This window comes from Pseudomonas sp. AAC (assembly GCF_000725445.1).
GTDB lineage: Bacteria > Pseudomonadota > Gammaproteobacteria > Pseudomonadales > Pseudomonadaceae > Pseudomonas > Pseudomonas citronellolis.
The window spans coordinates 39,310-65,879 of the sequence record NZ_KL647103.1 but is presented as its reverse complement, the minus strand read 5'-3'; the positions used below and the strand labels follow the sequence as shown (position 1 = coordinate 65,879).

Below are 26,570 nucleotides of genomic sequence, written 5' to 3'. Positions count from 1 at the left end.
TTGGCGAACGGTGCCGGCCGGTAGCAGTTGTGTTCGGGATGAACGCCGTCCCCTCACCCCAACCCTCTCCCAGAGGGAGAGGGGGCTAGTCCGTGCCGAGAGAAGGAATGGTTTCAGCCGGGGACCATCAGTGTTGCCGGCTAACTCCAAAATACCCGAGCACTCCGAACAGTCCCCTCTCCCTTCAGGGAGAGGGTTAGGGAGAGGGCGCTCTGCAGCACAGGTACCACCCACGACCGGCAGAACACCGTTCGCGAGCAAGCTCGCTCCTACAAGTCCCCCCAGCCCCCATCACCCCAAACCCCGGCGTAGAATGACCTCCCCAGCGACCCACCGACGCCCGCCATGCCCCTAGACGACCAGACCCTCCGCGACATCTCCCGCCTCACCCTGCAGCACTACCAGGACAGCGCCGAGGCCTTCCGCGAAGGCACCCGCGACCACGACGTCAGCCAGAACATCGCCGCCCTGCTGCGGCACATCCACGGCGAGCCGCCCTTCGCCCTGCTGGATTTCGGCTGCGGCCCCGGCCGCGATCTGTGCACCTTCAAGGCCCTGGGCCATGCGCCGGTGGGCCTGGACGGCTGTCCGGACTTCGTGGAAATGGCCCGCCAGGCCAGTGCTTGCGAGGTGTGGCTGCAGGACTTCCTGGCGCTGGACCTGCCGGCGGCGCGCTTCGACGGCATCTATGCCAACGCCAGCCTGTTCCACGTGCCGCGCCAGGAACTGCCGCGGGTGCTGGGCGAGCTGCGCGCGGCGCTCAAGCCCGGCGGCGTGCTGTTCGCCTCGAACCCGCGCGGGGACAACGCCGAGGGCTGGAACGGCCCGCGCTACGGTTCCTATCACGACTGGGAGAACTGGAAACAGCTGCTCGAAGCGGCAGGCTTCGAGCAGCTGGAACACTACTACCGGCCCGCCGGGCTGCCGCGCGAGCAGCAGCCCTGGCTGGCCAGCGTGTGGCGGCGCGTCGGTTAGCTGCCCTTGGCGGCCCAGGCGTTGAAGCGCAGTTCCAGCTCCTCGCCGTGGTCCACCCAGAAGGCGAAGTCCACCGGCACCGCCTGCTCCAGGTTGGCCGGCGCGGTGTTCAGGCGCTCCACCAGGGCCGGGTCGACCAGCGCGTTGGTCCTGGTGTTGACCGAGCCATAGCCCAGCTTCACGGTGTGGATCTTCTGCTGCTCCGGGCGTAGCGAGAAGGCGATGAAGTCCTCCGCCGCCTGCTTGTTCGGGCTGCCCTTGGGGATGGCCCAGGAGTCGATGGCGTAGAGGCTGTCGTTCCACACCACCTTCATCGGCGCGCCCTCCTCCTGGGCGGCGAACACCCGGCCGTTGTAGGCGGTGCTCATCACCACGTCGCCGCTGGCGAGGAACTGCATGGGCTGGGCGCCGGACTCCCACCACTGGATCGACGGCTTGATCTGGTCCAGCTTGCGGAAGGCGCGGTCGACGCCTTCGGGGGTGGCCAGCACCTTGTAGATGTCCTGCCGGGGTACGCCGTCGGCCAGCAGGGCGATCTCCAGGCTGTACTTGGCGCCCTTGCGCAGGGCGCGCTTGCCGGGGAATTTCTTCGTGTCCCAGAAGTCCGCCCAGCCCGTGGGCGCGGCGGAGAGGTGCTTGCTGTCGTAGGCCATGACCATCGACCACACCAGCAGGCCGGCGCCGCAGTCGGAGAAGGTGCCCGGCACGAAGTCGGCGGCATTGCCCAGGCGCGCCGGGTCCAGTTGCTCGAACAGGCCCTCGTCGCAGCCGCGCAGCAGCTCCGGGCCCTCGATCTGGACCACGTCCCAGTTGACGCTGTGGGTGTCGACCATGGCCTTGATCTTGCCCATCTCTCCGTTGTACTCGCCGGCGATCACCTTGTTGCCGGTGGCCTTCGCGAAGGGTTTGTAGAAGGCTTCGGTCTGTACGTCCTTACTGGTGCCGCCGAAGGAGATCACACTCAGGTCGGCCGCCATGGCGCCGGACGCCAGGCCCATGAGCAGGGCCGCCGCTATCGGGTTCTTCATTTCCACCTCTTGGCTTTGTTGTTGGCAGATTGCAAGCACGCTAGGCGCCCGGCCTCTGCGGGCCGGGACGCAGGCGAAGGGGTCAGCTGCGGTAGTCGGCCGCGCCATCCTCGATCAGGCGCAGGGCCGATTCCCAGGCCAGCAGGTGCAGGCCGCCGGCCAGGGCTTCCTCCTCCTGCACGGCGACGCGTTCACGTACCGCTTCGGGTGGGTAGCGCAGCTGGCGGCCGCCGGCCAGGGCCTGGACCTGGGCCTGGCAGGCGCGTTCGAGGAAGTAGATCTGGTTGAAGGCCTCGGCGATGCAGCGCCCGGTGGCCAGCAGGCCGTGGTTGCGCAGGATCATCGCCATGTGCGAACCGAGGTCGCGGACCAGGCGCGAGCGCTCGTCCGGGTCCAGGGCGATGCCCTCGTAGTCGTGGTAGCCCAGGCGGTTGTGGTACTTGAGCGCGTGCTGGCTGATCGGCAGCAGGCCCTCTTCCAGGGCCGACACGGCGATGCCGGCGGCGGTGTGGGTGTGGATCACGCAGGCCAGGTCCGGGCGCCCGGCATGCACCGCCGAGTGGATGTTGAAGCCAGCGCGGTTGACGCTGCCCGGGCCGAAGCGCGGGTCGATGACGTCGCCGGCGTGGTCGACCTTGACCAGGTCGGAAGCGCGCATCTCGTGGAACATCACGCCGTAGCGGTTGATCAGGTAGTGCCCCGGCTCGCCCGGCACGCGGGCGGAGATGTGCGTGTCGATGTGGTCGGTCCAGCGGAAGTGCGCCACCAGCCGGTACAGCGCGGCGAGGTCGCAGCGCACCTGCCACTCTTCGGCGGAAATACTCGCGGGGTCGATGTTGTAAGCTGTGTCGCGCATGGCAGTTCCTTGTCATCAGGCTTGCGCGGCTTGGCTGCCGCGTCGTGCCCCGCAGTGTGCTGGGCCGCCCGCCCCGGCCGCCATGCACAGGGGCGCTGGAGTGCCTGCAGTGCTGTTATGGCCGCGCGGCCTGTACAGTTTCCGTTTCCCTTCCACCGGACGCTTCGATGCTGTTGCTCGACCCCACTAGCGAAACGCCCCTGGTCACCCAGATCGTCGACGGCATCGCCCAGGCCATCGACGAGCAGCGCCTGCGCCCCGGCGCCAAGCTGCCCTCCATCCGCCGGTTCGCCCAGACCCACGGGGTGAGCCACTTCACCGTGGTCGAGGCCTACGACCGCCTGGTGGCGCGCGGCTGCCTGAACGCCGTGCCCAACGCCGGCTTCTACGTGCGCGGCCCGCTGCCCGGGGAGACGGCCGACGAACAGGCCGCGCCGGAATTCGACTTCGACGCCCACCTGCTGCTGCACAAGGTGTTCCAGCCCCTGGGCATGGAGCTGCGCCCCGGCGTCGGCGTGCTGCCCGAGCACTGGCTGGATGGCGAAGGCCTGCTGCGCGGCCTGCGCACCCTGGCCCGGGAGGAACCGGCGCAGTTCGGCAACTACGGCCACAGCAAGGGCAACCCGCGCCTGCGCGGCAAGCTGGCCGACCGCCTGGCCGACGCCGGGGTGGCCGCCAGCCCCGAACAGGTGCTGCTGACCAGCGGCGCCAGCCAGGCCCTGGACCTGGCCGTGCGCTACCTGGTGCAGCGCGGCGACCCGGTGCTGGTGGACGAGCCCGGCTACCACAACCTGTTCCTCAACCTGCGCCTGCAGGGCGCCAACCTGCTGGGCGTGCCGCGCAGCGCCGACGGCCTGGACCTGGAGCGCCTGGAGCAGCTGGTGCGCGAATACCGGCCCAAGGTCTACTTCACCCAGGCGCGGCTGCAGAGCCCCACCGGCGCCAGCCTGTCCCTGGCCGCCAGCCACCGCCTGCTGCAACTGGCGGAGAAGTACGACTTCCTGATCGTCGAGAACGACATCTACGCCGACCTCGACCCCGCCGGCCAGCTGCTGCTGGCCAACCTCGACCAGCTGGCGCGGGTGATCTACATCGGCAGCCTGTCCAAGGTCATCGCCCCGGCGCTGCGAGTGGGCTTCATCGCCGCCCACCCGGAGCTGATCGAGGAACTGCTGCCGCTGAAGATGGTGGCCGGGCTGACCAGCTCGGAACTCACCGAGACCCTGGCCCTGGACATCCTCCTCCAGGGCCGCCAGCGCAAGCACGTGCGCCAGCTCCGCGAACAGCTCGGCGAAGCCCACGACAGCGTGGCCCGGCGCCTGGAAGCGGCCGGCCTGGAGCTGTTCCACGAACCGCGCGCCGGGCTGTTCCTCTGGGCCCGCCACCGCGCGGTGGCCGACGCCACGCTGCTGGCCGAGCGGGCCAAGGAAGCGAAGATCCTGCTGTTCCCCGGCCAGTTGTTCATGCCCGACGGCCGCCACGTGCCCTGGCTGCGCTTCAACGTCGCGCACTCCCAGGACGAACGGCTCTACGCCTTCCTCTCCCGCCAGGGCGAGCTTTTGTAGGATGGGTTGAGCGAAGCGATACCCATCACCACGGCAGCATGGGTTTCGCAAGCTCAACCCATCCTACGAAGAGCGTCCCGGCCCAGCCGGCAAGACAGTCGCGCCGATCCGGCGGATATCGCCAGGCGCCGCGCCAGCGCTTAGACTTGCCGCCCATCATGAACCAGCCAAGAGAACAGCATGGGCGCCCAGTGGAAAGCCAAACATAAGGAAGCCGCCGCCAACGCCAAGGGCCGCGTCTTCGGCAAACTAGCCAAGGAAATCATGATCGCCGCGCGCAACGGCGCCGATCCGGACATGAACCCGAAACTGCGCCTGGTAGTCGAGCAGGCCAAGAAGGCCTCGATGCCGCGCGACACCCTGGAGCGCGCCATCAAGAAAGGCGCCGGCCTGCTCGACGGCGGCGCCAGCTTCGAGCGCGTGGTCTACGAAGGCTTCGCCCCGCACCGCGTGCCGGTGATCGTCGAGTGCCTGACCGACAACGTGAATCGCACCGTGGCGGAAATCCGCGTGCTGTTCCGCAAGGGCCAGCTCGGCGCCTCCGGCTCGGTGGCCTGGGACTTCGACTACCTGGGCCTGATCGAAGCCACCCCGGCCAGCAGCGACGCCGACGCGGAACTGGCCGCCATCGAGGCCGGCGCCCAGGACTTCGAGCCGGGCGAGGAAGACGGCGACACCCTGTTCCTCACCGACGCCACCGACCTGGACGCCGTCTGCCGCGCCCTGCCCGAGCACGGTTTCACCGTCGCCTCGGCCAAGCTCGGCTACAAGGCGAAGAACCCGGTGAGCCTGTCCGGCGCGGAGCTGGAGGAAGTCGAAGCCTTCCTCGACGCCCTGGACGGCAACGACGACGTGCAGAACCTCTACGTCGGCCTGGCCTGACGCCACACGCCGGGTTCCCGGGGGCGTAGGGCGTATAACCGTTCGCGGTTATACGCCGTTTCACCCTTTTCATCGCCAACGCCATGGCTGAGCCATGGTGATGGGTATCGCTTCGCTCAACCCATCCTACGGGACTGTAGCGGATCTCATCCGCGAAACGCAGCGCAATGCCCAGGTTCGCCCCCAGGCGGGGTTCGACCAAGGCCAAACGGCGGATAACGCGGAGCGTTATTCGCCCTACGCTCCCCGCCCCATCAGAACCGCCTGGCTCGCCTCGGCCTTCTCGCGGAGGAAATCCCAGGTGGTGCGCATCCGCGCGATGTCCTTGAGTTCCGTGGGCATGAGCATCCAGAAGGTCCGCACGAACTCGATCTCGCCCGCCAGCACCGGCTGCAACGTCGGGCCCTCCGCCGCAGCGAAGGCCGGCAGGATCGCCAGCCCCGCCCCCTCGGCCACCGCGCGCTGCTGGGCCAGGATGCTGGTGCAGCGCAGGGCCATGTGCAGCGGCCGGCCGATCTCGTCCAGGTACTGCAGCTCCTTGCTGTACAGCAGGTCGTCGACGTAGCCCACCAGCGCGTGCTTGCGCAGGTCGTCGCGGTTGCGGATCGGCCCGCGCTCGGCCAGGTAGTCCCCGGCCGCGTACAGGCGCAGCACGTAGTCGGTCAGCCGGGTGATCAGGTAGGGCCCGCGGCCGGGGCGTTCCAGGGTGATGACGATGTCCGCCTCGTGGCGCGACAGCTGCAACGCCCGCGGCACCGCCAGCAGGTCCACGCCCAGGTGCGGGTGGCGGCGGTTCAGCTCCACCAGCTGCGAGGTCAGCAGCGTCGAGCCATAGCCCTCGGTGGCGCCGATGCGCACCTTGCCCGAGAGGTTGTCCTCGGCCCCGGCCAGGCGCTTCTCGATCACCTTGCAGGCGCTTTCCATGGCCTCGGCCTGGGGCAGCAGGCCGTGCCCGGCCTCGGTCAGCCGATAGCCGGAAGGCTCGCGCACCAGCAGCTGCGCGCCGATGCTCTTTTCCAGCGCCTGCAGGCGCCGCGCCACCGTGGTGTGGTCCACGCCCAGGCGCCGCGCGGCCACGGTGAGCTTGCCGGCGCGGGAGAGTTCGAGGAAGAAACGCAGGTTGTCCCAGTCCATCGCCGGCTCCAGGTGTGCAAAAACGCAGAGCATGCTTGCACATCACCGCATTGAATTCATCAAAAATGCACTGCTAGGATCAATCCAACCGCCTTGAGGTACGCCCCAAGGCCCATAACAACAAACCGCCGCAGGCTGGGAGTTCCGATGAGTACCACCACTACTGCCGTTCCCACGGTCAAACTCTTCATCGACGGCAAGCCCGTCGAGTCCACCAGCAGCGAATGGCGCGAGGTGATCAACCCCGCCACCCAGGAAGTCCTCGCCCGCGTGCCCTTCGCCACCGCCGAGGAAGTCGAGCGCGCCGTTGCCAGCGCCAAGGCCGCGTTCAAGACCTGGAAGAAAACCCCGATCGGCGCCCGCGCGCGCATCTTCCTCAAGTACCAGCAGCTGATCCGCGAGAACATGAAGGAACTGGCGGCCATCCTCACCGCCGAACAGGGCAAGACCCTGCCCGACGCCGAAGGCGACGTGTTCCGCGGCCTGGAGGTGGTCGAGCACGCCGCGGCCATCGGCAACCTGCAGCTGGGCGAGCTGGCCAACAACGTGGCCGGCGGCGTCGACACCTTCACCCTGCTTCAGCCGCTGGGCGTATGCGCCGGCATCACCCCGTTCAACTTCCCGGCGATGATCCCGCTGTGGATGTTCCCCATGGCCATCGCCACCGGCAACACCTTCGTCCTCAAGCCCTCCGAGCAGGACCCGATGGTGACCATGCGCCTGGTCGAGCTGGCCCATGAGGCAGGCATCCCGCCGGGCGTGCTCAACGTCATCCACGGCGGCCCGGACGTGGTCAACGCCATCTGCGACCACCCGGACATCAAGGCCGTGTCCTTCGTCGGCTCCACCCGCGTCGGCACCCACGTCTACAACCGCGCCTCGCTGGCCGGCAAGCGCGTGCAGTGCATGATGGGCGCCAAGAACCACGCCGTGATCCTGCCCGACGCCAACAAGGAGCAGACCCTCAACGCCATCGCCGGCGCGGCCTTCGGCGCCGCCGGGCAGCGCTGCATGGCGGTTTCCGTGGCCATCCTGGTGGGCGAGGCCAACGAGTGGATCCCGGACCTGGTGGCCAAGGCCAAAACGCTCAAGGTCAGCGGCGGCACCGAGGCCGGCACCGACGTCGGCCCGCTGGTCTCCTGCGCCGCCCTGGACCGCGTCAGCGGCCTGATCGAGCGCGGCATCCAGGAAGGCGCCAAGCTGGAGCTGGACGGCCGCAACCCGCAGGTGGCCGGCTATCAGAAAGGCAACTTCGTCGCCCCGACCATATTCTCCGGCGTCAGCGCGCAGATGAGCATCTACCGCGAGGAAATCTTCGGCCCGGTGCTCTGCGTGGTCTCGGTGAAGACACTGGACGAGGCCATCGAGCTGATCAACGCCAATCCCAACGGCAACGGCACCGCCATCTTCACCCGCTCCGGCGCCGCCGCGCGGCACTTCAAGGAAGAGATCGACGTCGGCCAGGTGGGCGTCAACGTGCCCATCCCGGTGCCGGTGCCGCTGTTCTCCTTCACCGGCTCGCGCGGCTCCAAGCTGGGCGACCTGGGCCCCTACGGCAAGCAGGTGGTGCAGTTCTACACCCAGACCAAGACGGTCACCGAACGCTGGTTCGACGAGAACGAAGTGGGCGGCGCGGTGAACACCACCATCCACCTCAAGTAAGCCGCCAGAACCCGCCCGCGCGCCCCGCCGGCCAGGCCCCCCAGCAGGAAGCAGCGGGGCCACAGGCCACGCGCGGTGCGGGCCCTGTTCCCGACAACGACAACAAGGGGAAACCCCATGCGCATCGGCTTCATCGGACTCGGCAACATGGGCGGCCCCATGGCCGCCAACCTGCTCAAGGCCGGCTTCGACCTGAGCGTCTTCGACCTTTCCAGCGCCGCCGTGCAGGCAGCGGTAGCCCAGGGCGCCAAGGCCGTGGCCTCGCCGGCGGAACTGGCCGGCGCCGACGTGGAAGTGATCATCACCATGCTGCCCGCGGCGGCCCACGTGAAGCAGGTCTACCTCGGCGACCAGGGCCTGCTGGCCAAGGTGCAGCCCGGCGTGCTGCTGATCGACTCCTCCACCATCGATCCGCACAGCGCCCGCGAGGTCTCGGCGGCGGCCCAGGCCCACGGCAATCCGATGCTCGACGCCCCGGTCTCCGGCGGCACCGCGGGCGCGGCGGCCGGCACCCTGACCTTCATGGTCGGCGGCGAGGCGGCCGACTTCGAGCACGCCAGGCCGGTGCTGGCGGCCATGGGCAAGAACATCGTGCACTGCGGCGGCGCCGGCAACGGCCAGGTGGCCAAGGTGGCGAACAACCTGCTGCTGGGCATCAGCATGATCGGCGTGGCCGAAGCCATGTCCCTGGGCGTGAAGCTGGGCATGGATGCGCAAGTGCTGGCCGGCATCATCAACACCTCCAGCGGCCGCTGCTGGGCCTCGGAAGTGAACAACCCGCTCACCGGCGCCCCGGCGGCGCGCGGCTACAGCGGCGGCTTCGGCACCGACCTGATGCTCAAGGACCTGGGCCTGGCCAGCGAGGCCGCCCGCCAGGTGCGCCAGCCGGTGCTGCTCGGGGCGCTGGCGCAGCAGCTGTTCCAGGCGTTCAGCAACCAGGGGAATGGGCAGCTGGATTTCTCGGCGATCGTGAAGCTGTATCAGGAGGGGTGAGGCTGCCCCACACCGCTCCCATGCAGGAGTGCGCTCGGCGCCTGAAATCGCGGACAGAGTCCTACCGCATGAGCGAGCATGGCTTTTCGTAGGATGGTGTTGAGCGAAGCGATACCCATCAGCGCAACCGCATGGGTTTCGCAAGCTCAACCCATCCTACGAAAAGCGCCTCGGCGCAGACAGTTGCTTCGGTGTTGCCGGCTAACTGCAGAACATCCAAACACTCCGAACGGTCCCCTCTCCCTTCAGGGAGAGGGTTAGGGAGAGGGCGCTCTTCAGCCCAGGCACCGCCCCAGCCGGCAAGCACCGTTCGCGAGCAAGCTCGCGCCTACAAAAGCTCCAATCCCCTCCCGCACTCTGCGAAATTTCACACCCGACCTTTCCATTGAGCCCCTACAAACCCCGCCGGTAGGCTCTGCCCGTCACGGTCAATGCCGTGACACGGGTGTAGCAACCCGGATAGCTAAGGCGCGGTAGCGCCAGGCATTTCGATGCGCTGGCGCTTTTTCTCGCTTCTGTGGCGGGCCGCGCGGGGCAGGCTTTGGCCTGGCCGGTTCCTTGGCTCCGGTTTGCTACCCCCGCGCGGCCCGCCTCCCATTCCGGAAGGCGGTTCCTCCCCCACTCGAGGAGCAATGGACATGCAATTTCCGGCCATCCGTGTGCATCGCCCTGCTGCCTCTCATCCGGAGGCAGACGATGCCTGACATGATCCCCCTCACCACCCTTTCCCAACCCCACGAGGACGTGCTCTACGTCAACCTGCAGGCCCCGGTGGACCATCTGATGGGCACCGCCGAACGTCGCCTGGAATCCCTCAGCGTGCTGCTGCGCCTGCTGGAAGACAGCGCCGACGAAATGCCCATGCCTTTGGGCGTGGCGCGCCTGTCCGCCAGCCTCGCGCCGCTGCTGGAAGAAGCGCGGCAGCTGTACGAACTGGCCGAACGCAAGGCCCGGCAGGTACAGGCCGGCGCCTGAGCCCACGGCGGAGGGCGCTGCGCCCTCCGTCCCCGCTGCCCCCGGCGGCCATCTCGGCTATGATGCGCGCTCTCCGTGTCCCCGCCTGGAAGCCCGCGCATGATCCTCCGCCCGCAAACCCCGACACTCTGGGTGCTGCTGTTCTCCCTCAAGGGCTCGATCATCCCGGCCATCTGGCGCAAGGTGCTCTACACGGTGCTGCTCAGCTCGCTGGTGGTGGCCACCCACGGCACCCTCTACCACTACAAGGTGGTGATCACCTCCACGCCCTTCACCCTCTGGGGCCTGACCCTGGCGATCTTCCTCGGCTTCCGCAACAACGTGGCCTACCAGCGCTTCTGGGAGGCGCGCACGCTCTGGGGCGAACTGCTGGTGGTGTCGCGCAACCTGGCGCGGCAGAGCCTGTCGCTGCTGCCCGGCCTGGACGACGCCGGGCGCCGCCTGCTGGTCCAGCGCCTGGCCGCCTTCGCCTACGTGCTGCGCGACCAGTTGCGCGAACGCCCGCAAAGCGAAGACGCCCGCCGCCTGCTCGGCAACGAACTGGCCGACGCCCTGGCGCACACGCCCGGCCCGGCCAGCGCCCTGCTCGCCCGCCTGGGCCGCGACTTCGCCGAAGCCGGCCGCCGCGCCAACGCCAGCGACATGCTGCTGGCCAACGTCGACCAGCAGGTCAGCCGCCTGTCCTACGTGCTCGGCGGCTGCGAGCGGATCAAGGGCACGCCCATCCCCTACCCCTACATCCTCATGCTGCACCGCATCGTCCATGTGTACTGCTTCCTGCTGCCGTTCTGCCTGGTCGACAGCATCGGCTGGTTCACCCCGCTGGCGGTGTGCGTGCTGGCCTACACCTTCTTCGGCCTGGACGCCCTGGGCGACCAGATCGCCGACCCGTTCGACACCCAGCCCAACGACCTGCCGCTGGACGCCATGAGCCGCCACCTGGAGATCGCCGTCATGGAGATCCTCGGCGAAAGCGAGCTGCCGGCGCCGCTGGAGCCGGTCGACGGCCTGCTGCTCTGATCCGCGAGGACCATCCATGAACCACCTGCAAGACGTTCCCCTGGCCAAGGCCTACCTGCTGCTCAACCACGGCCCGTCCACGATAGTCACCAGCGAACACGAAGGCGTGGCCAACGTGATGGCCGCGGCCTGGGTGATGCCGCTGGACTTCGACCCGCCCAAGCTGATGCTGGTGCTGGACCGCAACACCTGGTCGCGGCACCTGGTGGAAGGCTCCGGCGCCTTCGTCATCCAGCTGCCCTCGCGGCGCCAGGCCGAACTCACCCTGGCGGTGGGCTCCAGCAACGGCAGCGAGCTGGACAAGTTCGCCCGCCACGACATCGCCACCGCCCGCGCCCGCCAGGTGCAGGCACCGATCGTCGAAGGCTGCCTGGCCTACCTGGAGTGCAAGGTGATCGCCGAGCCGCACAACCAGGAGAAGTACGACCTGTTCATCGCCGAGGTGGTGGCGGCCTATGCGGACGAGCGGGTGTTCTCGAAGGGGCGCTGGCATTTTCCGGACGAGGCGTCGCGGACCATTCATTACCAGGCGGGTGGGGCTTTCTTTGCGACGGGGGAGGCGTTTCAGGTGGTCAAGGCTGAGGCTTAAAGCAAGAGCCCCTCTCCCTAACCCTCTCCCTGAAGGGAGAGGGGACTGTCCTCTGCCTGCTGAAGCATCAGAGCACTCCTGCACCACCGGCTGAAGCCAAGCCATCAGAGCATGCCGAACGGCCCCCTCTCCCTCTGGGAGAGGGCTGGGGTGAGGGCAGCCGCGCTCAAACCCCACACCCAGCCCTACCCCCGCACCGCCGCCGAAACCACCCGCCCCCGCAAACTCACCCAACACCCCGGCGCCCCATCCCCCACGCTCATCGCCAGGTCATGCAACCGCGCCACCGCCGCCACCAGGCTCAGCCCCAGGCCATTGCCTGGCGTATGCCGGCTGCGCTCGGAACGGTAGAAGCGCCGCAGCACCGCCTCGCGCTCGTGCTCGGGAATCCCCGGCCCGTTGTCGCGCACCTGCACTTCCACCGAATCCTCACCCGCTTCCACCCGCACCTCGACACGCCCCTCGGCCGGGGTGAACTTCAGCGCGTTGTCCACCAGGTTGCTCAGGGCGTCGAACAGCAGGTGCGCGTCGCCCTGCAGCCAGGCCGGCTGCGCCGGGCCGCTGTAGCTCAGGTGCAGGCCGCGCTCCTCGGCCAGGGGCTCGAACAGCTCGACCACGTCGGCCGCCACCTGGGTCAGATCCACCGCGACGAAGCCGGTGCGCCGCGCGCTGTCCTCGATCTCGGAGATGCGCAGCAGCGCGCGGAAGGTCAGCAGCAGGCCGTGGGCGTCCTCGATGGCGTGGTCGATGGCCGCGACGTACTCCTCCTTGCTGCAATCGCGCCGCTGGGCGCGCTCCAGCCCGGCGAGCAGGCGCGTCAGGGGCGTGCGCAGGTCGTGGGCGACGTCGTCGCACACGCCCTTCACCTCGTGCATCAGCCGCTCGATCTCGTCGAGCATGCGGTTCACCACCACCGCCAGGCGGTCGACGTCGTCGGAGCTGCCGCGCACCGGCAGACGCTCGCTGAGGTCGCCCTTGACGATCCGCTCGATGGCCCCGGTCACCGCATCCAGGCGCTGCTGCGAGGTGCGCCCGGCGATGATCGCGCCGGCCAGGCCGAGGATCAGTATCAGCACCCCGCCGGAAGCCATGGCGCTGACCAGCAGTTCGTCGAATTCCAGCAGGTCCTGGATGTCCTGGCCGATCACCAGCACCTCGCCCGAGGGCATGCGGTGAACGATGCCGCGCACCCGCCGCTCGCCGCCGGAGAGGCTGCGCCGGCTGAACTCGATGGGCGTGTCCAGCGCCGCGGTCGGCGGCTGCTCGGCGAGGGTGCCGGCCAGGCGCCGGCCGCTGGCGTCGAACAATGCCTGGGGGAAGTGCTGCTCGGGGTCCTTGGCCGCGTGCTCCTGCACCTCGCGCAGCAGTTCGGGCAACTCCAGGCCGGCGCGGTTGTGGATCTGCCGCGTCAGGTTGGCCTGCACCTCGGCGCGCAGGTAGCCGGCGGTGCGCCAGTACACGTAGCCGAACAGCGCCAGCGAGGCCACGCCGAACAGCAGCAGGAACAGCAGCGCCACGCGGAAGCTGGTGGTGCGCGGAATCTCACTCAGGCGCCCGGAGAACATAGCCCGCCCCCCGCACGGTGTGGATCATCGGCGGCTCGCCGTCGACGTCGACCTTGCGCCGCAGGCGGCCGATGTGCACCTCGATGACGTTGGTGCGCTCGTCGTAGCGGTAGTTCCACACCGCCTCGAAGAGCATGGTGCGGGTGACGATCTGCCCGGCGTGGCGCGCCAGGTACTCCAGCAACTGGTACTCGCGCGGCACCAGGTCGATCGACCGTTCGCCGCGGCGCACCGAGCGGCGCAGCAGGTCGATGTCCAGGTTGCCGATGCGCAGGCGGCTGTCACGCGCCTCGCCGCCGCGCGCGGCGCGGCGGGTCAGGGCGTCCAGGCGGGCGGTCAGCTCGATGAACTCGAAGGGCTTGGTCAGGTAGTCGTCGCCGCCGGCGCGCAAGCCGCGCACGCGCTCGTCGAGGTCGGAAAGCGCGCTGAGGATCAGCACCGGCGTCTCCACCCCGGCCGAGCGCAACGCGGTGAGCATGGCCAGACCGTCCATGCCACCGGGCAGCATGCGGTCCAGGACGATCACCGCAAAGCTTTCGCTCAGGGCCCGCACCAGGCCGTCGCGGCCGTTGCCGGCCAGGCTGACCTGGTAGCCGTGGTCGTGCAGCGCGGCGCTGATCTCGGCGGCGGTGGCGGGGTCGTCTTCGACGACGAGAACCTGGGTCATGGGCGCGGTCCGTGGCGGCGGCGGGAGGTGTTCGGCAGTATATTTTGTCTGGCGCGGGCGAACGTCGGCCTCGCGCCAAGATGAACAAAAGTTTAGGTGCAGCCTTGAGAATCCTGGTCATCGAAGACGACCCGCAGGCCGCCGGCTACCTGGTGCGGGGCCTGCGCGAGAGCGGCCACATAGTCGACGCCGCGGGCGATGGCGTCCAGGGCCTGGACCTGGCCCTGGAGAACCTCTACGACGCCCTGGTGGTGGACCGCCGCCTGCCCGGCCTGGACGGCCTGGAACTGGTGCGCCGGCTGCGCGCCGCCGGCTCCGACACCCCGGTGCTGATGCTCAGCGCCCTGGCCTCTACCCATCACCGCGTCGAGGGCCTGCAGGCCGGCTGCGACGACTACCTGGCCAAGCCCTACGCCTTCGTCGAAGTCCACGCCCGCCTGGCCGCCCTGCTGCGCCGCCCCGGCCGCCGCCTGCTCGGCGCGCGCCTGCAGGTCGGCGACCTGCAACTGGACTGCGAGGGCCGCGTGGCCCAGCGCCAGGGGCACAGCATCGTGCTGCAGCAGCGCGAATTCCTGATCCTGGAAAAACTCATGCGCCACGCCGACCAGGTGGTGACCCGCGGCATGCTGCTGGAAAGCGCCTGGGACTACGACTTCGACCCGCGCGACAACGTCATCGACAAGCACATCCACCGCCTGCGGCAGAAGGTCGACCAGGGCTTCGGGTGCACGCTGATCCACACGGTCCCCGGCGCCGGCTACATGCTCAGCGAAACGCCGCCGGAACAGGCCGCGCCGAGGCGCTTTTCGTAGGATGGGTTGAGCGAAGCGATACCCATCGCTCCCCAACCGAACACCGGCCCTGCCGACGGGATCGCGGACAGAGTCCGCTCGCGCGCCATTCCCATACACTCCCATATAGGAGCGCGCCCTGCGCACGAATCGCGGGCAGGGCCCCCGCTCCTGCAAAAACACCTCAGCGCAGCCTGCAAGCGTGCCTATGAGGACCGCAACTCCACCACACCTGGCATTCAGGCCGCCCGATTCAATGGCCGAGCCCGCTCTATGCGGGCACGTCGCTCTGGCGAATTCAACGCCGCCCACAGGTCGTTGCGCCGCTGCAGGTTGAGCCAGAACTCCGCAGAGTTGCCGAATACCCGGGCCAGCATCAGCGCGGTATCGGCCGTCACTGCTCTCCGGTCGTTGCACAGTTCGTTGACCAGCTTGCGCTGCACCCCCATCGCTTCGGCGAGGCGGCCTTGGGTCAGGCCTAGCGGATCGAGGAACTCGCTGCTGAGCACCTCGCCGACGCTGACTGGCTTGCGTTCGGTGATGATCACGTTGCACCTCATCGGTACGAATGGTTGTCGAGGTAGACGTCCGAGGCTTCGCCTTTTTCGCCATCCCAATGAAAGACCAGGCGCCATTGGCGATTCACCCGGATCGAGTGGTATGCCCGCAGGCGCCCCTGCAAGCGCTCGAAATGGTTGCTGGGTGGGCTACGCAAGTCCGCGTCCGTGGTGGCGTCGTCGAGCATCTGCAGCTTGCGGAACAGGCGCTCCTGGATATCCGCGGGAATCTGCCGGGGCATTCTGTCCCGCACGAAGAACGCTTCCAGCCACGCATCCCTGAAACTCCCGATCATGGGCCGGCTTCCTTGAAGGGAAATGTACCGCGTCACGGTACAACCGGCAAAACTCTGGAGTTGTCAGCCAACGGTTAGGCAAAAGCCGCAAAGCCAATCGGAAACCTCCCAAGCGCCACCTAAACTTTTATTCAGCTTGGGAAGAACCGCCCGGTAGCTACCCGGCGCTAGGCTCGTCCATCACAGCAGCCCGCAGCACGCGGGACGCAGAAGGACGAACCCATGCCCCCAACCACCGCCGGCGCCCTGCCCCGGCTGGCCGCCACCCTTTCCCTGGCCCTGCTCGGGGCTTGTTCGCTGGTGCCGCAGTACCAGCGGCCCGCCGTACCCGTCGCCAGCCACTGGGACAATGCCGCCGCGCCCGCCGCCCAGATGCCGCAGCAGTGGTGGAAGGACTATGCCAACGCCGAGCTGGACAGCCTGATCCAGCGCGCCGGCAGCGACAGCCTCACTCTGCAGGCAGCGGTGGCGCGGGTCGACCAGGCCCGGGCCAGCGCCCGCGTCGCCGGCGCCGCGCTGTATCCGGACCTGAGCTTGGGCGGCAGCTACGTCCACGATCACGACAGCAGCAAGAACGCCCACGACCTCTACGCCCAGGCCAGCTACGAGCTGGACTTCTGGGGCCGCAACCGCGCCCTGGCCGATTCCGCCACGGCGCTGGCCCAAGCCACGGCCTACGACCTGGAGACGGCGCGCATCGGCCTGCAGGCGGACATCGCCGACAGCTACTTCCAGGTGCTCTCGCTGGACGAGCGCCTGGCCGTGGCCAAGCGCATCGCCAGCGACGCCGAGAACATCCTGCAACTGGTGCAGACGCAGTCGCGGCTGGGCTCCTCTTCCGACCTGGAGGTAGAGCAGCAGCGCAACGCCCTGCAGAACTTCCAGGCCAACGTCAGTGTCCTGGCCCAGCAGCGCGACGCCGCGCTCTACCAGCTGGCGGTGCTGGTGGGCGCCGCGCCCGAGGGCTTCGCCCTGCAGCACAGCGGCCTGGACGGCGTCCAGCTGCCCGAGGCGCGCGCCGGGCTGCCGGCCAGCCTGCTGAGCCAGCGGCCGGATATCCAGGCCGCCGAGGCGCGGCTGGTCTCGGCCAACTTCGATGTCGGCGCGGCGCGCGCGGCCTTCCTGCCGAACATCTCCCTGGGCGCCCTCGCCGGCAGCGACGTGCACACCGGCGGCGGGCTCTGGCAGCTGGCCGCCAGCCTCAGCCAGCCGCTGTTCGACGGCGGCCTGCTGGAAGGCCAGTTGCAGGCCGACCGCGCCCACGCCCGCGAGCTGGTCGCCGACTACCGGCAGAACGTGCTCCAGGCCCTGCAGGACGTGGAGACGCAGCTCAGCGCCAACGCCCGCCTGGCGCAGACCCAGCGCATCGACCAGGCCGCCGTGGACTCGGCGCGCAAGGCCGCCGACCTGGCCCAGGTGCGCTATCGCCTGGGCAGCACCGACTTCCTCACCCTGCTGACCGTGCAGCGCACCCTGTACCAGGCCGAGGACAGCCTGCTGCAAGTGCGCCTGCAACGCCTGCAGGCCTCCGTCGGCCTGAACCGCGCCCTCGGCGGCGGCTTCCAGGCGCCGGCGGGCGCCGAACTGGCCAGCAATCAACCTTCCGCACAGGCGATTCGACCGTGAGCCCGTCCCAACCCTCCTCCCAACGGCGCTACTGGCGCCTGGCGTTCCTCTTCCTGGCCGTGGCGCTGGCCGCCTTCGCCTGGCGCCACTTCTCCGCCACCACGACGGCCAAGCCGGCCGAGGCGCCGGTGCCCGTGAGCCTGGGGGTGGCCGACCAGCGCGACCTGCCGATCTGGCTGCAGACCATCGGCACGGTGCAGGCGCTGAACGCGGTGGACATCAAGGTGCGGGTGGATGGAGAGCTGCAACAGCTGCACTTCCAGGAGGGCCAGATGGTCAAGGCCGGGCAACTGCTCGCCGAAATCGACCCGCGCCCCTACGCCGCCCAGGTGCTGCAGGCCAAGGCCAACAAGGCGCGCGACGAAGCGCAGCTGGCGGTGGCCAAGGTCAACCTCGAACGCGCCAGCAAGCTGGCCGCCGCCCATGCCGGGCCGAGCCAGGACGTGGACACCCTGCGCGGCCAGGTGGCCACCCTGCAGGCCACGATCCAGGCCGACCAGGCGGCGCTGGACACCGCCCAGCTGCAGCTCGGCTACACCCGCATCGCCGCGCCCTTCGCCGGGCGCACCGGGCAGCGCCTGGTGGACGCCGGCAGCATCGTCCACGCCAGCGACAACACCGGCCTGCTGACGCTCACCCAGATGGCGCCGATCTCCCTGGCCTTCAGCCTGCCCCAGGAGGACCTGGCCGAAGTGCTGCAGGCCAACGCCGGGCAGCCGCTGCAGGTCGAGGCGCTGAGCCGCGACGGCCGCCAGCACATCGCCACGGGGCGGCTGAGCTTCATCGACAGCCAGGTCTCCAGCGGCAACGGGCAGATCCTGTTCAAGGCCGACTTCGCCAACGCCGACGGCAAGCTCTGGCCCGGCGAACTGCTCAGCGTGCGCCTGCTGCTGCGCACCGAGAAGGCCGCCACCGTAGTGCCGGCCAGCGCCGTGCAGCAAGGCCCGCAGGGCAGCTTCGTGTACGTGGTGGGGCGCGACCAGCAGGCCCAGGTGCGCGAGGTGCAGGCCGGCGCGGTGGTCGATGGCCTGCAGTGGATCCACCAGGGCCTGGCGCCCGGCGAAACCGTGGTCACCGGCGGCCAGTACCGCCTGGCCCCGGGGCTGAAGGTCGCGGCCCTGGCAGACGCGCGGCAGACCGCCAGCGCGGAGCAGCGCCAATGACCCTCTCCGAGCCCTTCATCCGCCGCCGGGTGGCCACCACCCTGCTGGCCCTGGGCGTGCTGCTGCTCGGCGCCGCCGCCTACTTCCTGCTGCCGGTGGCGCCGCTGCCGCAGGTGGACATGCCGACCATCCAGGTGCAGGCCAAGCTACCCGGCGCCAGCGCCGAGACCATGGCCTCGTCCGTGGCCACGCCGCTGGAACGGGCCTTCGCCAGCGTTCCCGGGGTCACCCAGATGACCTCCGCCAGCTCCCTCGGGCTGACGCAGATCACCCTGCAGTTCGATCTGGAGCGCAACATCGACGGCGCCGCCCAGGACGTGCAGACGGCGATCAACGCCGCCGGCGGCAACCTGCCGAAGAACCTGCCGGCGCCGCCGACCTTCCACAAGGTCAACCCGGCGGAATTCACCTTCCTCTCCCTGGCCCTGACCTCGCCCACCCGCACCCTGCCGGAGCTGGACCGCTACGCCGACGACTACCTCGGCCAGCAGCTGTCGCAGATTCCCGGCGTCGGCCTGGTGGACTTCCACGGCGAGCAGCGCCCGGCGGTGCGCGTGCGCATCGACCCGGACGCCCTGGCTGCCCGCGGCCTGACTCTGGATGACGTGCGCGAGGTGCTGGGCAACGCCACTGTGGATGCGCCCAAAGGCAACCTCGACGGCGCCGAGCGCGCGGTGACTCTCGACACCACCGACCAGCTCACCCGCGCCGCGCAGTACGGCTCGCTGGTGATCGCCTACCGCAACGGCGTGCCGATCCGCATCAGCGACCTGGGCACGGTGATCGACGGCGCCGAGGACGTGCGCCAGGCCGCCGGCCTGCAGGGCCGGCCGACGGTGATCGTCGACATCCACAAGCAGCCCGGCTACAACGTGCTGGCGGTGACCCAGGCGATCAAGGACCGCCTGCCGGCGCTGATCGCGCAACTGCCGCGCGACGTGAAAGTGAACCTGGTGGGCGACCGCACCCAGACCATCGACGCCTCCATCGACGAGGTGCAGTTCAACCTGCTGCTGTCCATCGTCCTGGTGGTGGCGGTGGTCTTCGTGTTCCTGCGCAACGTCAGCGCCACCGTGATCCCGGCGCTGACCATCCCGCTGTCGCTGGTGGCCACCTTCGCGGCCATGTACGTGCTGGGCTACAGCCTGGACAACCTGTCGATCATGGCGCTGAGCATCGCCGTGGGCTTCGTGGTGGACGACGCCATCGTGGTGATGGAGAACATCATCCGCCACCTGGAGATGCACAAGCCGCCGCTGCAGGCGGCCATCGAGGGCACCGCAGAGGTGGCCTTCACCATCGTCTCCATGACCGTTTCGCTGGTGGCGGTGTTCATCCCCATCCTGTTCATGGGCGGGGTGATCGGCCGCCTGCTGCGCGAGTTCGCGGTGACCGTGAGCGTGGCGGTGGTGATGTCCGGGGTGGTTTCGCTGACGGTCACGCCGATGCTCTGCGCCTGGTTCATCCGCCACGACCTGCACGGCGTGCAGAACCGCTTCCTGCAATGGAGCGAGCGCACCTTCGACGCCCTGCTCGACGGCTACCGGCGCAGCCTGCGCCGCGTGCTGCGCCACGAGCGCCTGACCCTGGCGGTGGCGCTGCTCACCCTGCTGGTCACCGCCGTGCTCTATGTCGAGGTGCCCAAGGGCTTCTTCCCGCAGCAGGACACCGGCGTGATCATGGGCGTGGCCGAGGCCAATGCGGACATTTCCTTCGCCGCGATGCGCGCACGCATGGCCGCGCTCAGCGAGGTGATCCAGCGCGACCCGGACGTGGCCAACGTCTACTACTGGATCGGCCCCAACCCCACCCTCAGCCAGGGCCGGGTGATGATCAACCTCAAGCCCTACGAGCAGCGCGCGGCCAAGGCCGACCAGGTGGTGGCGCGGCTCAAGCGCGAACTCGCCGTGGTGCCGGGCATCGCCCTGTACATGCAGATCCGCCAGGACGTGCAGATCGGCGGGCGGCCGAGCAAGACGCAGTTCCAGTACACCCTGCAGGACCCGGACAGCCACGAGCTGGACCACTGGGCCGCGGCGCTGCTGGCGCGCCTGAAGCAGCTGCCGCAACTGCGCGACGTGGCCACCGACCAGCAGCAGGCGGCGCCGCGCGCCACCCTGCACATCGACCGCGACAGCGCCGCGCGCCTGGGCGTGAACGTGCAGGCCATCGACGACGTGCTCTACGACGCTTTCGGCCAGCGCCAGGTGGCGACGCTGTTCACCGCGCTGGACCAGTACCACGTGATCCTCGAACTGGACCCGCGCTGGCAGGTGTCGGAGGAAAGCCTCAAGCACCTCTACGCGCGCTCCAGCCTGACCGGCGAGCTGGTGCCGCTGAGCGTGCTCGGCCGCCTGGAGCCGGACCTGGCGCCCATCACCATCAACCACCAGGGGCTGTTCCCGGCGGTCACCCTGTCGTTCAACCTGGCGCCGGGCTACGCCCTGGGCGACGCGGTCGCCGCCATCCAGCAGGCCACCCGCCAGGCCGGCCTGCCGGACAGCGTCAGCGGCACCTTCCAGGGCACCGCCCAGGCCTTCCAGGACTCGCTGCGCAGCCAGCCGTGGCTGATCCTGGCGGCGGTGGTCACGGTGTACATCGTCCTCGGCGTACTCTACGAGAGCCCGCTGCTGCCGCTGTCGATCCTCTCCACCCTGCCCTCGGCCGGCCTCGGCGCGCTGCTGGCATTGCTGCTGTGCGGCCAGGACCTGTCGCTGATGGGGATGATCGGCATCATCCTGCTGATCGGCATCGTCAAGAAGAACGCCATCATGATGATCGACTTCGCCCTGGTGGCCGAACGCGGCGGCATGACGCCGGAGCAGGCGACCATCGAGGGCAGCACCCTGCGCTTCCGGCCGATCCTCATGACCACCCTGGCGGCGCTGTTCGGCGCCCTGCCGCTGGCCCTGGGCACCGGCTCCGGCGCCGAGCTGCGCCAGCCGCTGGGCATCGCCATCGTCGGCGGCCTGCTGGTGTCGCAGGTGCTGACGCTGTACACCACGCCGGTGATCTACCTGTGGTTCTCGCGCCTGGCCGCCAGCTTCCGCGCCTGGCGCCAGGTGCGCGGCGGCCTGCTGCTGCCGCCGCAGCGCTGAGCGCCGTTCAGGCGCCCCGCTCGAAGGCCCAGTACGGCTTCGACGAGCCCAGCGCCGCCGCCGGCGAGGCCCACTGCAGCGGCGTGCCTTCCAGCAGCAATGGCGGGCGCAGGCGTTGCGCCGGGCCCCAGGCGGTGGCCTCGATGGCTGGGTCGAGGTCGGCCGGCGCCTCCCCGGCCAGCGCCGGCAAGGCCTCGGCCTGCATCCCCTGCTCCACCAGGAACTGCGCGGTGCGCGCCAGCGACAGGCGCCAGGTGCTGCCGCGCCCGCTGGCCAGGCGCCGGCCCAGGCCGCAGAGCGCGGCGGCGGCCATCAGGTAGCCGGTGGCGTGGTCCAGGGCCTGCACCGGCAGCGGCACCGGCTTGTCGGCCTGGCGCCAGCGCATGCCGGCCTCGGCGATGCCGGTGCTCATCTGCACCAGGCTGTCGAAGCCGCGGCGGTTGCGCCAGGGGCCGCTCCAGCCGTAGGCGTTCAGGCTCACGTCGACCAGCCCCGGCGCCAGGTCCTGGCGCACTTCGGCGTCGAAACCGAGGTTCTCCAGGGCGTCGCCGCGGTAGCCGTGGATCAGCACGTCGGCGTGGCGCAGCAGTTCCTCGAAGCGCTCGCGCCCGGGCGGGTCCTTCAGGTCCAGGCGCGCACAGCGCTTGCCCAGGCAGACCTCGGGAATCACCCCCGGCTCGTCCCAGCCCGGCGGATCGATGCGCAGCACCTCGGCACCGAGCCCGGCGAGGAAGCGGCTGGCCACCGGCCCGGCGAGCACCCGGGTGAGGTCCAGTACCCGCACCCCGGCCAACGGCCGCTCCGCCGCCAGCGCCCAGGCCGGCGCGGGGGCGATGGCCTGTTCCTGGCACCAGATCAGGTCCTGTTCGGCCAGGGCCTGGCCCTGGGGGTGCGCCTTCCATTCGTCGATGGAGCGCATTTCGGCGGCGCAACCGCCGGTAGCCACTACCGCATGCTCCAGTTCGGCCTTGTTCCAGGTGGCGACGCGGGCCGCCGCCTCTTCGCGGCTGGCGACCGGGCCCAGCACCCGCACCACGGCGGCACGGTGGTGCGGGGCGTTGGTGTGCAGGCGGATCCAGCCGTCGCGGGTGGCGTAGTCGCCGGCGATGTCGCCCCACATGGGCGGCAGCGCCCAGCCCTGGGGCCGCAGCGTCCAGGCGAACCAGAAGGACGCCAGGCGGCGGTCCACCTGCAGCGCCCCCGGCGCCAGGCCGGCGCGCTTGAGCAAGGCCGCGGCGGCCAGGCCGGCCGTGGCGATGGAGGCGCCAGCGAGGTCGGTGACGGCGAAGGTCGAGGGCAGCCCGCCCTCGGCCTCGAAGGACAGGGACGCGGGCAGGGCCGCGTTCTCTTCCAGGGCCTGCCACAGGGCCCTGGTCATCTGGCTGGCGAGCATGCTGCACCTCGATTGAAGGAATCCGTGAAACGGACCCGCCAGGCAACCTTAGCCCGCCCACCGCGCCGCCGCGAGCCGGCCTTTCGCCGCAGAGGAATCGCTGGCAATAAAAAACCCGCCGATGGCGGGTTCTTTATTGGGGCGCTAGTCCTTTAGCAATGTGCCTACCATCGCCCCACGCGCGTGAAAATTTCGTGAAGAAACTCGGGCTCAGCCGGAATAATCCAGCGCCGTCCAGGCACGGCTGAGGTCGTCGCGGATGCGGCAGGCGGACAGGTCGCCGCCCTCCTCGCCCACGCTCAGCAGGCGGGTGGCGCCGGTGCCGTCGTCGTACACCTCGGTCAGCGTCTGCAGGCGCCCGCAGTTGGGCGTGTCGATCACATAGCTGGCCACCATCGCCGAGCGCGAGCGCGGCACGCGAATGGCGTCGCGCACGATGCCGTGTTCCTCCACGCGCTTGCCGTCGGCCACCAGCACCGCCCAGGCCTCGCGGCCATCGATCACCAGGTAGGCGCCATTGGCCTTGGGGCCTTCCGCCGGCGGCTGGGCACAGCCACCGAGCAGGGCCAGGAGGGCGAGCACCAGCAGGGCTTTGACTTGCTTCATCACGCGTTCCTCTTCTTCGTCGTCGCCGCGGGGCGGGGCCCGGTTTCGCGGCAGCCATGGATTCTGTGAGCCAGCGAAACCATGGTAGCCACAAAATACTGTTCATGCATACAGTATTTTTCGATTATGCTTCTGTCATCGACGAAAGGCACCCTGGCAACAGGTGGCAGGCAAGGACCCGAACAGGAGCGAAAGCGATGGTGGACATCCGCCAGATGAAATACACCGTGAACCACATGGGCGTGGAGGAAGTCAGCGAAGCGGTCGCCGAGTTGCATCTCGAGGGCCTGGTCACCGAGGGCAAGACGCCCTTCTCGCGCACCCACTTCAACACCTGCTTCGCCGAGATCGAGGCGCTGCTGCAGCGCGCCGGCTACCACCGCCCGCTGGACGTGGTGGGCTACCAGGGCCAGGCCTACGCCATGTTCGACCCCACGCGCTGGGAGGCGGTGCAGGTGCTGCGCTGGCTGAAGGAATACGTGGAAGAGGCCCACAGCGAGGCGGCGGGGGCCTGAGGCCAACCCTCCGCGGGGATGGCAAAAGGCCGCAAAGGCTTGCCGCAGAGCGGCCGGACTTGCGCACAAGGGGTTCGGCCACTAATGTCCTTGGGGCAGTTTCGCACCAGCACGCTGAATCAAGGACGAGTCCATGAGCAAGACGCTCCCCAAGGACTGGCTGTGGGCCTACCACAAACTTCGCAGCCTCTCCGTCGGCCGCACCAGTTCCGCCTTCCTCGCCACCCTCTACCACCTGCGCGGCGACACCGGCCCCTTCTACTGCAAGGGCGGGCTGAGCAAGTCGCGCCTGGTGCGCAAGGAGTCCTGAGCCTTCGCGGCACCGAGCCCCTTGCAGGAGCGCGCCCTGCGCGCGAATCGCGGACCGAGTCCGCTCCTACACCATCCCACATACCACGCGTGATCGCGATGTAACCCCGTAGGATGGGTTGAGCGAAGCGATACCCATCACCACCACCGCATGGGTTTCGCAAGCTCAACCCATCCTACGAAAAGCATCTCGGCGCAGCCGACAAGACAGTTGTCCTACAGGTAACCCCGCACCCTCCCCCTGTAGGAGCGCGCCCTGCGCGCGAATCGCGGGCAGGGACCGTTCCGGTAGTCCTGCACCGGGCCCACTCCGTATGAGCGAACCTGGCTTTTCGTAGGATGGTGTTGAGCGAAGCGATACCCATCACCGCGACCGCATGGGTTTCGCAAGCTCAACCCATCCTACGAAAGGCACCTCGGCGCAGCCGGCAACGTAGGAGCGGATTCATCCGCGATCCGGCCGCCAGGCCGGCCATGCCCCGCGAACGCCACTCCCTCAGGGATACGACTGCCGCTGCCCGTTCGAACGCGTCGTCCCCGGGGTGACGTCGAACTGCACGCCATTGGGGTATTCGATGCTCTGGCGGATGCCGCCATTGGTGCCACCGCCGCTGTTGTCGATGATCACCCGGCTAGAGCCCTGTTCGTAGCTGCGCGGAACCTGGACGCCGCCGTAGCCGTCATAGCGCTGCACGCTGGACGAGCTGTCGATGCTGCCGCTGGCACCAGGGCTGACATAGATGCGCTCGATGCTGCGCACCGGCGGCTGGCCGGCCAGCGCCACCCCGGCCACCAGGCTGGCGAGCAGGCCGCAAAGCGCTCGGCTCTTCATGCTGGTCATGCTGGCTGAACCTCCGGTTAGGCTGGAAATGTTCCCAGTCTAACAACTCCAGTTTCCTACGCACCTGTTCCTTGCCATTCGATTGCCACGATTGGCAGATCGTTTCATATCAGTAAGATGCGACGATTTCTGAAAGAAGTTTCTGATGAATATTCGTCGCCAAGCACTATTCCTCCTGCTCGCGGCCTTGCCCCTGGCCGCCTCCGCCGCCGCCCCGCGCACCTTCCAGGAAGCCAAGAAGATCGGCTGGAAGCTCTATGCCCGCCAGTCGGTGGAGTTCTATTGCGGCTGCCGCTACAAGGGCAACCGCGTCGACCTGGCCAGTTGCGGCTACGTGCCGCGCAAGAACGCCAAGCGCGCCGCGCGCATCGAGTGGGAGCACATAGTCCCGGCCTGGGTCATCGGCCACCAGCGCCAGTGCTGGCAGAGCGGCGGGCGCAGCAACTGCTCGCGGCACGACCCGGTGTACCAGCGCGCCGAGGCCGACCTGTTCAACCTGGTGCCGAGCATCGGCGAGGTCAACGGCGACCGCAACAACTTCGGCTACGGCTGGCTGCCGCAGCAGGCGCCGCAGTATGGCGCCTGCCCGATGGTCATCGACTTCAAGGCGAAGAAGGCCATGCCGCGCCCGCAGATCCGCGGGATGATCGCCCGCACCTACTTCTACATGAGCGACCGCTACGGCCTGAGGCTGTCCAGGCAGGACCGCCAGCTGTACCAGGCCTGGAGCAAGCAGTACCCGGTGGAAAGCTGGGAGCGCCAGCGCAACCAGATGGTCGGCTGCGTGATGGGCTGGGGCAATCCGTACGTGGGCAAGATCGACCTGCAGGGCTGCAGTAGCGCGGGCAACGTCGCCGGGCGCTGAAAGCCAGGCGACGGCCGCCGCGCCTGGCAGTAGACTCGCTGGGCGCGCCTTATCGCGCAGGCCTCTTCCACCCTGTCTGGAGTACCTCGCATGTCCCTGTCGATCTACCAGATTTCCGTTCCGGTGTTCATCCGCATGCTCGGCAACCTCTCGGCCATCCTGGCCAAGGCCGAGGCCCATGCCCAGGCCAGGTCCATCGAGCCGACGGTGCTGCTGAACGCCCGCCTGGCCCCGGACATGTTCCCGCTGGCGCGCCAGGTGCAGATCGCCAGCGACGCCGCCAAGGGCTGCGCCGCCCGCCTGGCCGGCGTGGAGATTCCCAGCTACGCCGACGACGAACAGAGCTTCGCCGACCTGCAGGCGCGCATCGCGAAGACCGTCTACTACCTCAAGGGCTTCAAGCCCGAGCAGTTCGAAGGCGCCGAAACCCGCGACATCCACATCAAGACGCCGAGCCGCGAGCTGCAGTTCAAGGGCCTGGACTTCCTGCTCGGCTTCGCCAACGCCAACTTCTACTTCCACGTCACCACCGCCTACGCCATCCTCCGCCACAACGGCGTGGAGCTGGGCAAGATGGACTTCCTCGGCGGCGCCTGAGC

26 protein-coding genes are annotated in these 26,570 nt (G+C 68.9%); 16 read left to right on the top strand and 10 right to left on the bottom strand.

Going from position 1 to position 26,570, the window contains the following annotated elements; all coding sequences use genetic code 11:
- Nucleotides 1-345: 345 nt before the first annotated feature.
- Nucleotides 346-975 carry a class I SAM-dependent methyltransferase gene (locus tag FG99_RS29485; RefSeq protein WP_043273758.1) on the top strand — a complete coding sequence of 210 codons (630 nt, stop codon included), beginning with the start codon at nucleotides 346-348 and terminating at the stop codon, nucleotides 973-975.
- Here FG99_RS29485 and FG99_RS29480 read toward each other — a convergent pair.
- The gene (locus FG99_RS29480; protein ID WP_043273754.1) at nucleotides 972-2,003 is read right to left on the bottom strand and encodes an ABC transporter substrate-binding protein; all 1,032 of its coding nucleotides are present in this window, start codon (nucleotides 2,001-2,003) and stop codon (nucleotides 972-974) included. The genes FG99_RS29485 and FG99_RS29480 overlap by 4 nt on opposite strands.
- Nucleotides 2,004-2,085: 82 nt before the next feature.
- Complete coding sequence (locus FG99_RS29475) at nucleotides 2,086-2,859, bottom strand: class II aldolase/adducin family protein (RefSeq protein ID WP_043273751.1); 774 nt, start codon at nucleotides 2,857-2,859, stop codon at nucleotides 2,086-2,088.
- Nucleotides 2,860-3,026: 167 nt separating this feature from the next.
- Between FG99_RS29475 and FG99_RS29470 the strand changes: the two genes are divergently transcribed.
- Nucleotides 3,027-4,424: an aminotransferase-like domain-containing protein gene (locus tag FG99_RS29470; RefSeq protein ID WP_043273749.1), complete on the top strand. Its 1,398-nt coding sequence runs from the start codon at nucleotides 3,027-3,029 to the stop codon at nucleotides 4,422-4,424.
- A 180-nt stretch (nucleotides 4,425-4,604) separates the two neighbouring features.
- Nucleotides 4,605-5,306, top strand: a complete 702-nt coding sequence (locus FG99_RS29465; RefSeq protein WP_043273747.1) for a YebC/PmpR family DNA-binding transcriptional regulator — start codon at nucleotides 4,605-4,607, stop codon at nucleotides 5,304-5,306.
- A 237-nt stretch (nucleotides 5,307-5,543) separates the two neighbouring features.
- Here the strand turns inward: FG99_RS29465 and FG99_RS29460 are convergent, their stop codons facing one another.
- Nucleotides 5,544-6,440 carry a LysR family transcriptional regulator gene (locus FG99_RS29460; RefSeq protein ID WP_043273746.1) on the bottom strand — a complete coding sequence of 299 codons (897 nt, stop codon included), beginning with the start codon at nucleotides 6,438-6,440 and terminating at the stop codon, nucleotides 5,544-5,546.
- 147 nt (nucleotides 6,441-6,587) lie between these two features.
- Between FG99_RS29460 and FG99_RS29455 the strand changes: the two genes are divergently transcribed.
- From FG99_RS29455 to FG99_RS29435, 5 genes are all read left to right on the top strand, one after another.
- The gene (locus tag FG99_RS29455; RefSeq protein ID WP_043273745.1) at nucleotides 6,588-8,102 is read left to right on the top strand and encodes a CoA-acylating methylmalonate-semialdehyde dehydrogenase; all 1,515 of its coding nucleotides are present in this window, start codon (nucleotides 6,588-6,590) and stop codon (nucleotides 8,100-8,102) included.
- A 117-nt stretch (nucleotides 8,103-8,219) separates the two neighbouring features.
- Nucleotides 8,220-9,095, top strand: coding sequence for a 3-hydroxyisobutyrate dehydrogenase (gene mmsB, locus FG99_RS29450; protein ID WP_043273744.1), 876 nt, complete (start codon nucleotides 8,220-8,222; stop codon nucleotides 9,093-9,095).
- Between the two features lie 696 nt (nucleotides 9,096-9,791).
- Nucleotides 9,792-10,070 carry a hypothetical protein gene (locus tag FG99_RS29445; RefSeq protein WP_043273743.1) on the top strand — a complete coding sequence of 93 codons (279 nt, stop codon included), beginning with the start codon at nucleotides 9,792-9,794 and terminating at the stop codon, nucleotides 10,068-10,070.
- A 99-nt stretch (nucleotides 10,071-10,169) separates the two neighbouring features.
- Complete coding sequence (locus FG99_RS29440) at nucleotides 10,170-11,090, top strand: bestrophin family protein (protein WP_043273742.1); 921 nt, start codon at nucleotides 10,170-10,172, stop codon at nucleotides 11,088-11,090.
- Nucleotides 11,091-11,106: 16 nt separating this feature from the next.
- Nucleotides 11,107-11,679 (top strand): flavin reductase family protein, encoded by a 573-nt coding sequence (locus FG99_RS29435; protein WP_043273741.1) that lies wholly within the window; start codon nucleotides 11,107-11,109, stop codon nucleotides 11,677-11,679.
- A gap of 185 nt (nucleotides 11,680-11,864) precedes the next feature.
- Here the strand turns inward: FG99_RS29435 and FG99_RS29430 are convergent, their stop codons facing one another.
- Nucleotides 11,865-13,244, bottom strand: a complete 1,380-nt coding sequence (locus tag FG99_RS29430) for a sensor histidine kinase (protein ID WP_043273740.1) — start codon at nucleotides 13,242-13,244, stop codon at nucleotides 11,865-11,867.
- Complete coding sequence (locus FG99_RS29425; RefSeq protein ID WP_009619984.1) at nucleotides 13,222-13,911, bottom strand: response regulator transcription factor; 690 nt, start codon at nucleotides 13,909-13,911, stop codon at nucleotides 13,222-13,224. Before FG99_RS29425 ends, FG99_RS29430 begins: the two co-directional genes overlap by 23 nt.
- A 104-nt stretch (nucleotides 13,912-14,015) precedes the next feature.
- On the opposite strand from FG99_RS29425, the gene FG99_RS29420 reads away from it, so the two are divergent.
- Nucleotides 14,016-14,723: a response regulator transcription factor gene (locus FG99_RS29420; RefSeq protein ID WP_043273739.1), complete on the top strand. Its 708-nt coding sequence runs from the start codon at nucleotides 14,016-14,018 to the stop codon at nucleotides 14,721-14,723.
- A 218-nt stretch (nucleotides 14,724-14,941) separates the two neighbouring features.
- Here the strand turns inward: FG99_RS29420 and FG99_RS29415 are convergent, their stop codons facing one another.
- The gene (locus FG99_RS29415) at nucleotides 14,942-15,250 is read right to left on the bottom strand and encodes a HigA family addiction module antitoxin (protein WP_024128404.1); all 309 of its coding nucleotides are present in this window, start codon (nucleotides 15,248-15,250) and stop codon (nucleotides 14,942-14,944) included.
- Nucleotides 15,251-15,258: 8 nt separating this feature from the next.
- The gene (locus FG99_RS29410) at nucleotides 15,259-15,555 is read right to left on the bottom strand and encodes a type II toxin-antitoxin system RelE/ParE family toxin (protein WP_043273738.1); all 297 of its coding nucleotides are present in this window, start codon (nucleotides 15,553-15,555) and stop codon (nucleotides 15,259-15,261) included.
- Nucleotides 15,556-15,777: 222 nt separating this feature from the next.
- Between FG99_RS29410 and FG99_RS29405 the strand changes: the two genes are divergently transcribed.
- From FG99_RS29405 to FG99_RS29395, 3 genes are read left to right on the top strand one after another with little or no spacing between them, the layout of a single operon-like run.
- Complete coding sequence (locus FG99_RS29405) at nucleotides 15,778-17,181, top strand: efflux transporter outer membrane subunit (RefSeq protein WP_043273737.1); 1,404 nt, start codon at nucleotides 15,778-15,780, stop codon at nucleotides 17,179-17,181.
- The gene (locus FG99_RS29400; RefSeq protein WP_043273736.1) at nucleotides 17,178-18,344 is read left to right on the top strand and encodes an efflux RND transporter periplasmic adaptor subunit; all 1,167 of its coding nucleotides are present in this window, start codon (nucleotides 17,178-17,180) and stop codon (nucleotides 18,342-18,344) included. Before FG99_RS29405 ends, FG99_RS29400 begins: the two co-directional genes overlap by 4 nt.
- On the top strand, nucleotides 18,341-21,442 hold the full coding sequence (locus FG99_RS29395) for an efflux RND transporter permease subunit (protein WP_043273735.1): 3,102 nt from the start codon (nucleotides 18,341-18,343) through the stop codon (nucleotides 21,440-21,442). Before FG99_RS29400 ends, FG99_RS29395 begins: the two co-directional genes overlap by 4 nt.
- A 7-nt stretch (nucleotides 21,443-21,449) precedes the next feature.
- Here FG99_RS29395 and FG99_RS29390 read toward each other — a convergent pair whose 3' ends face one another.
- Together FG99_RS29390 and FG99_RS29385 are read right to left on the bottom strand one after the other, a co-directional pair.
- Nucleotides 21,450-22,820, bottom strand: coding sequence for a CoA transferase (locus FG99_RS29390; protein WP_043273856.1), 1,371 nt, complete (start codon nucleotides 22,818-22,820; stop codon nucleotides 21,450-21,452).
- Nucleotides 22,821-23,045: 225 nt separating this feature from the next.
- Nucleotides 23,046-23,441 carry a hypothetical protein gene (locus tag FG99_RS29385; protein WP_043273733.1) on the bottom strand — a complete coding sequence of 132 codons (396 nt, stop codon included), beginning with the start codon at nucleotides 23,439-23,441 and terminating at the stop codon, nucleotides 23,046-23,048.
- Between the two features lie 197 nt (nucleotides 23,442-23,638).
- Here FG99_RS29385 and FG99_RS29380 point away from each other — a divergent pair, with 197 nt between their 5' ends.
- Entirely contained in the window at nucleotides 23,639-23,956 is a 318-nt protein-coding gene (locus FG99_RS29380) for a hypothetical protein (RefSeq protein WP_009619967.1), read from the top strand.
- Nucleotides 23,957-24,089: 133 nt separating this feature from the next.
- Nucleotides 24,090-24,266 carry a hypothetical protein gene (locus FG99_RS32570; RefSeq protein WP_009619965.1) on the top strand — a complete coding sequence of 59 codons (177 nt, stop codon included), beginning with the start codon at nucleotides 24,090-24,092 and terminating at the stop codon, nucleotides 24,264-24,266.
- A gap of 495 nt (nucleotides 24,267-24,761) precedes the next feature.
- On the opposite strand, the gene FG99_RS29375 is transcribed toward FG99_RS32570, so the two are convergent.
- Nucleotides 24,762-25,106 carry a hypothetical protein gene (locus FG99_RS29375; RefSeq protein ID WP_051879407.1) on the bottom strand — a complete coding sequence of 115 codons (345 nt, stop codon included), beginning with the start codon at nucleotides 25,104-25,106 and terminating at the stop codon, nucleotides 24,762-24,764.
- Between the two features lie 145 nt (nucleotides 25,107-25,251).
- Between FG99_RS29375 and FG99_RS29370 the strand changes: the two genes are divergently transcribed.
- A complete protein-coding gene (locus FG99_RS29370) occupies nucleotides 25,252-25,971 on the top strand; it encodes an endonuclease (protein ID WP_043273732.1) in 720 nt (239 codons plus the stop codon).
- 90 nt (nucleotides 25,972-26,061) lie between these two features.
- The gene (locus FG99_RS29365; protein ID WP_043273731.1) at nucleotides 26,062-26,568 is read left to right on the top strand and encodes a DUF1993 domain-containing protein; all 507 of its coding nucleotides are present in this window, start codon (nucleotides 26,062-26,064) and stop codon (nucleotides 26,566-26,568) included.
- The last annotated feature ends 2 nt before the right edge of the window (nucleotides 26,569-26,570 follow it).